Annotated in this window: 9 protein-coding genes; all 9 read left to right on the top strand. The window is 60.0% G+C overall.

Features of this window, described 5'->3' with window-relative positions; translation table 11 throughout:
- Positions 1-610: 610 nt before the first annotated feature.
- The gene (locus L6D63_RS28150) at positions 611-898 is read left to right on the top strand and encodes a hypothetical protein (protein ID WP_203321000.1); all 288 of its coding nucleotides are present in this window, start codon (positions 611-613) and stop codon (positions 896-898) included.
- 296 nt (positions 899-1,194) lie between these two features.
- Positions 1,195-1,623 carry a hypothetical protein gene (locus L6D63_RS28145; protein ID WP_236170496.1) on the top strand — a complete coding sequence of 143 codons (429 nt, stop codon included), beginning with the start codon at positions 1,195-1,197 and terminating at the stop codon, positions 1,621-1,623.
- The gene (locus tag L6D63_RS28140) at positions 1,620-1,835 is read left to right on the top strand and encodes a hypothetical protein (protein ID WP_236170495.1); all 216 of its coding nucleotides are present in this window, start codon (positions 1,620-1,622) and stop codon (positions 1,833-1,835) included. Before L6D63_RS28145 ends, L6D63_RS28140 begins: the two co-directional genes overlap by 4 nt.
- Positions 1,832-2,002: a hypothetical protein gene (locus L6D63_RS28135; RefSeq protein WP_236170494.1), complete on the top strand. Its 171-nt coding sequence runs from the start codon at positions 1,832-1,834 to the stop codon at positions 2,000-2,002. The genes L6D63_RS28140 and L6D63_RS28135 overlap by 4 nt, the downstream gene beginning before the upstream one ends.
- A complete protein-coding gene (locus tag L6D63_RS28655) occupies positions 1,999-2,124 on the top strand; it encodes a hypothetical protein (protein ID WP_276574672.1) in 126 nt (41 codons plus the stop codon). Before L6D63_RS28135 ends, L6D63_RS28655 begins: the two co-directional genes overlap by 4 nt.
- A gap of 168 nt (positions 2,125-2,292) precedes the next feature.
- On the top strand, positions 2,293-3,099 hold the full coding sequence (bet, locus tag L6D63_RS28130) for a phage recombination protein Bet (protein WP_016773969.1): 807 nt from the start codon (positions 2,293-2,295) through the stop codon (positions 3,097-3,099).
- Positions 3,096-4,718, top strand: a complete 1,623-nt coding sequence (locus L6D63_RS28125; RefSeq protein ID WP_236170493.1) for a YqaJ viral recombinase family protein — start codon at positions 3,096-3,098, stop codon at positions 4,716-4,718. Before bet ends, L6D63_RS28125 begins: the two co-directional genes overlap by 4 nt.
- Positions 4,715-4,957, top strand: coding sequence for a hypothetical protein (locus L6D63_RS28120; protein WP_236170492.1), 243 nt, complete (start codon positions 4,715-4,717; stop codon positions 4,955-4,957). The genes L6D63_RS28125 and L6D63_RS28120 overlap by 4 nt, the downstream gene beginning before the upstream one ends.
- Positions 4,954-5,418 (top strand): hypothetical protein, encoded by a 465-nt coding sequence (locus tag L6D63_RS28115; RefSeq protein WP_236170491.1) that lies wholly within the window; start codon positions 4,954-4,956, stop codon positions 5,416-5,418. Before L6D63_RS28120 ends, L6D63_RS28115 begins: the two co-directional genes overlap by 4 nt.
- Positions 5,419-5,596: the final 178 nt, after the last annotated feature.

The raw sequence follows: 5,596 nt of genomic DNA, 5'->3' as shown, positions 1-5,596 counted from the left end.
ATCAAGGACACGCTCGAGAAGAGTGCGAAGTCAGCGATCAATGACGTGAACAAGGTCATCGCCAAGAACATCGAACAAGCGGCCAAGGACGCAATCACGTCCTGCGCAGCATCGCTCAAAGTGGCAGCGACCATCTGACAACCAGCGCCACGTCAGCACTGACGTTAACTGCCCGATCCTCTCTATGAGAGCGCATCGGCAAGTGTGATTTGTAGGGCTGTAGAGCAGTGTTAACCCTAAAGCGGTCATTCGCGATGGCGCCAGGGGTTGCGTAGGTCTGGTGAAGCATAAGCGCTGTGCACAAGCGCTGAAGTTGTAGCCAGAACCGAGGCTTAGCTCGCCAACCGTAGAGGTTGGAGGTCGCCCATTGTGGGCCGGCCCTACAAATCACATTTGCCGATGCGGACGAAACTGCGGCCTATAACCGCCCACCTGCATCACCGCCGTCCTGTTCGACCTGGCTTATGCCACACAGAGCGCAGGAGCCGGACAGCGTAACCGGCACCCTTCCCCGCCTCTACCCGTCAGCACTCCTACCCCGCGCCCATCGGCAACCAGCGGGAGGCATGAGTGTTGACGAATACAGGTGAACCAACGAATGGAGAGAGTCATGGAAACGAAGAATACGCCTGGGCCTTGGTCGTATTGGTCTGGATACAACCACGTCGACAAGATCGAGGCCCAGGTAACGGCCGAAGATGGCGACATCGTGATCGCCTCCTACAACCACCTGATCGCCGAGGGAGAAGCCAACGCAAAGCTGATGGCGATGTCGCCTCAACTGCTTCTGGCTCTTGTAGATGCTGTGACGATATTTCGCGGTCTCGTCGATGTGATGCCAGTCCTGCGTGAGCGAGTCGAGGCATACGACAACCTGATCGCCAAAGCTACCGCCTAACCCCAAACACTGGAGGTCGCCATGCATAGCTGTACTGAAACTCAAGCGGTGTGCCGAGGGTGCGGCCTCAAGTTGCGCGGGTCACCTTCTTGGAAGGCGGGCTTAGCCTATCACCCCGATCCGAAAGGCGAAGTCCACCGCTGCCATTACGGCGGCTGGGTCTGCTCGCGCCGCTGCGATATCCGCGCCTCCGTCGAACTGGAGGGAACCATGCCCGGTTGCGGTGGCGTGAACAGTTACGAGCGGCTGTCCATTTACGCAAAAGAGAGCATTAAGCGCCATTGGCCGGAGGCAGCATGAACGCAGCACTGAAGATTTGTCAGGCCATGCACGACGCGCAGTTGCCTCCGGCGATTAGCGAGCCGGACGAACAGCGGGAATGGCTGGAAAGCGCTGCTGAACAGCTGGTGTGCGGCTCGGATGTGGAATGGAAGCGCCGGTTTGGCCCGGTGCGGAAGGTGACCTCAGCGGAGTACGCCGAACACCTGCAGCACCACCTGAATCAGCGGCAGATCGACGGGCTGGATGATCGTGACTCGTTCGCCAACCTGGTGCTGGCCGTCGTGGTTGGCAGTCCGGCTGAGGCGCTGACGCACGCCAAGCACCTGTTGGGCAGCAACAGCCCGGTCACGCAGCTTGAGGCGATCGCCGCCAACTTCCTCCGCCCTCACGCCGCTGATGCAGTTGCTGCTGAGCGCGAAGCTGCCGAGGACGACGCAGTATGAGCAACCAGGTAGCACTGGCCCGGCTGGGCCTTGAAATCGCGAAGATGCGAAAGTCCTTCACTCCAGTACCGGATCGCACTTTCGTCATGGGCATGATCGAAATGGCGGAGTTCGCCCAGATCATCGATACCCGCACCGCCAATCGTTACCGGGATGCGCTCGACGCCAAGTTCGTCGAGCGCAACACGCATCTGAAAGGAGTTTCGGCATGACCACTGCACCGGTTAAAACGCTTCTTGATGAGCAGTTGGAGGAGATCGAGCGCAGCCTCGCGGTTGTCGGCGCCGGCATCCCTCGCGAACTTCCTGTTTCGGCGCTTCCCCCTCCACTGGTGGCAGCCATCAAACAAGGCCGCATTGCTGTGAGGGCTCGGCCATGAACCTCTTGTACTGGTTTCTCGTTGTGATCCTGATTGCCGGTGCAGGCGCCTACGGCATCGTGAAAGACGGCTCGGGCACTTGCCAGGTGCCGCGCTCCACCACCTACAACGTGTTCCGATGACCAGCCTTCAGCGGGCGCGCCGCATCCTGATTCGGCGCGGCTCGTTTCGAGTCCTCGCGATTTACACCTTCCTGATGCTGCTCAGCGCCCCCGCCGACCGCATCACTCAATAAACCAAGCATTCAATCGCTGCGCATGTCGCGGCAAGGATTTCCCGTGAGCGCAGTAATGAAGCAGGAAGACCAATTGCCTGCGATGTCTGAGGCAGCACTTGTTGAAGTGCTGAGCAACAGCCTCTACCCGGGCGCAGAGAAAAATTCGGTGGTTATGGTGTTGGCTTACTGCCAGGCCGCGCATCTGGACCCAATGCTGAAGCCTGTGCACATCGTGCCGATCTGGAACACCAAAGCGAAAAAGATGCAGGACACGGTAATGCCCGGCATTGGTCTCTATCGCATTCAGGCCGCGCGCACCGGGCAGTACGCAGGGATTAGCGATCCTGAATACGGGCCGCCAATCACCGCAAAGCTGGGCGGCGTGGACGTGACCTATCCAGAGTGGTGCCGGGTGACCGTCAAGCGCCAAATGTCGAACGGCCTCGTTGCCGAGTTCACCGCAAACGAGCGCTGGCTGGAGAACTACGCAACGGCCGGCAAGGACACGATTGCCCCAAACACCATGTGGAAGCGCCGTGCTTTCGCCCAGCTCGCCAAATGCGCCGAGGCTCAAGCGCTGCGCAAAGCGTTCCCCGAGGTTGGATCAGCGCCAACGGCCGACGAAATGGAAGGCAAAACATTCGAAGAGGCGCCGCGCGATGTGAGTCCGCAGAGGCAGCAAGAGCCTGAGCCCGAAGCCCTACCACCCTACTCCGATGATCTCCTAAAAGAGAACATCGCCAAATGGCAGCCGCTGGTTGATGCCAACCGCACCAGCCCAGAACACCTGATCGCGACCATCAGCAGCAAGTACACGCTGAGTCCAGCCCAGATCGAAAAAATCCAGAACCTCAAAGCCATCGACGGAGACGCAGCATGAAAATTCACAACGTAGCTCAAGGCTCCGCCGAATGGCACGCACTGCGCGCCAAGCACTTCAACGCCTCCGAGGCGCCGGCAATGATGGGGGCTTCGAAGCATCAGAGCCGCACCGACCTGCTGACCACGAAGAAGACCGGCATCACGCCAGAGGTCACCCAGGCTCAGCAGTACATCTTCGACAAAGGCCACGCCACTGAAGCGCTGGCCCGGCCACTGGTTGAGGTGATAATCGGCGAAGAGCTGTACCCGGTTGTAGGTACAGATGGCAACCTGCTAGCGTCCATGGACGGCGCAACGATGCTCGGCGAGACGCTTTTCGAGCACAAGCTCTGGAATGAATCGCTGGCTGCCCAGGTTCGGGCCGAAAATCTGGAGCCGCATTATTACTGGCAGCTTGAACAGCAACTGCTGGTGAGCGGCGCCGAGCGTGTGATCTTTGTTTGCTCAGACGGTACCCCTGAAAACTTCGTGCACATGGAGTATCGGCCTGTCGCTGGCCGGGCCGCGCAGTTGGTGGAAGGCTGGAAACAGTTCGAGGCCGACCTGGCCAACTTCGAATTGGCCGAGGCGCCTTCTATTGTCGTCGGCAAGGCACCGGACGAGCTGCCAGCGCTACGCATCGAACTGACTGGCATGGTCACCGCGAGCAACCTAAAAGTGTTCGAGGAATCGGCACTGGCGGTGATCGACTCCGTGAAGACCGAGCTGACTACAGATCAGGACTTCGCCGACGCCAAGAAGGCCGTGAAATGGTGCGGCGATGTTGAAGAGGCCGTCGCGACAGCGAAGAAACAGGCACTATCGCAAACCCAGACCATCGACGACCTATTCTCCTCGCTGGATCGGATCAGCGCGCACGCTCGCGAGACTCGGCTGAAGGTCGACAAGCTGGTGAAGGCTCAAGAGCTGCTGGTGAAGACCAACATCAAGCAGAAAGCAGAACAGTCGCTGACAGACCACGTTGCAGCGATCAACAAGACGCTAGGCCGGGTCACCCTGCCGGCAGTCCCCGCAGACTTCGCCGGCGCGATGAAAAACAAGCGCACGATCGCCAGCCTGCAGGACGCCGTCGATACCGAGCTGGCTCGAGCAAAAATCGCCGCGAGTCAGTCGGCAGATGCCATTCGCTTGAATCTGACCAGCTTGGCCGAGCTCGCGCCCGACCATGCATTCTTGTTCAACGATATTCAGCAGCTCGTTCTGAAGGCCAACGATGACCTGGTCGCACTGATCAAGGTACGGATCTCGGAACACCAGAAGGCAGAGGAGCAGAAAGCCGAAGCCCAGCGCGAGCAGATCCGCCAGCAGGAGTTGAAGAGAATCGAGGACGATGCGAAAGCCAAGGCGCCGGTCGAACAGGCTCCAATTGCCAGCCCGTCACCGGTTAAAGCCGCCGCGCCGGTTCAATCTTCGCCGAAGCCAGCGACCACAACCGCTGCGCCGGTGAACCTGCAGGCTGAAGTGTTCGATCTGGAGTCACTGATCAAAGCCGTCGCCTACGGCCAAGCCCCTATTTCGGTGCTGACCGTGGATTGGGAGGCGCTCGACGCAATGGTCGCCGCCCAAGGCGCCAAGTTCAGCATGTCCGGCGTCAAGCTGGTCAAGGTGGCGGCATGATCAGCAACCACCTCAACCTCGTCGAGCAGCACCGATCGGACGCCGAGTCGATCGCTGAACGAATCGCCCAGTACCTGGCCGCTGGCGGGCGGATCGATCAACTGAAGAGTCCGCCGCGCAATCCGCTCCCACCGCCCCGCTCCAACAAAATAGACCCTGAAACGGTCCTTAAGCGCCGGCCGAAGCCGATATCGGCCGCCGACCGCAAGGCGCTGCGCAAAATGGCGGACTCGCTATGAAGTCGAAACGCAAACCCAACAACGGTTTCGCCCGGGCTGAACGCAGTTGCCGGGCGCTGCTCCGCACCAACCACGTTGCGGTGGTAAACATCGACCCCAGCGGAAGCCAGATCATGGCGAACTGGAAGAGCTGCCGGCAGATCCGCAGTCTGGCGATCGCCAACGCGATTTTCGACTTTTCCTACCGCTGGACGATCTACATCGGGGCCATGTGTCGGGACGAGCGCGGCGGCGAGTACATCAAGTCGGTCGAGATCTCGCCCGAGGGCATCTACAAGGTAGAGCGCCTGACCGATGCGATCGAGCATTACTACCTGGAGCTGCGCAACAGCGCGAACCCAAACCACTTGGTAGCGTCAGGCTGGATTGCAATTCCCGACGAGATATCGATGGACGAAGCCCACGCCGCGAAGCTGTTCTACGCCGCCGGCGCCTGGCACCAGGTGAAGGCAGCAGCGTGAGACGATCGATCAACCGGGCGCACCAGCGCCGACGACAGACATGGCTGGACTTGCCGGCCAGCGGAATTGAAGAGGTAAGCCATGGCCAAGAGCAATGCAGATCGCTCAGCGAAAGCCGCGGCGAAGAGGAAGAGCCGCGGCGAAGTAGAGGTTCGGTTCCACACCCTGCCAGCTACGC

The sequence above is a fragment of the Pseudomonas parakoreensis genome, from assembly GCF_021602155.1.
GTDB lineage: Bacteria > Pseudomonadota > Gammaproteobacteria > Pseudomonadales > Pseudomonadaceae > Aquipseudomonas > Aquipseudomonas parakoreensis.
The sequence above is the reverse complement of the archived record's forward strand: the minus strand, read 5'-3'. Positions and strand labels throughout refer to the sequence as shown.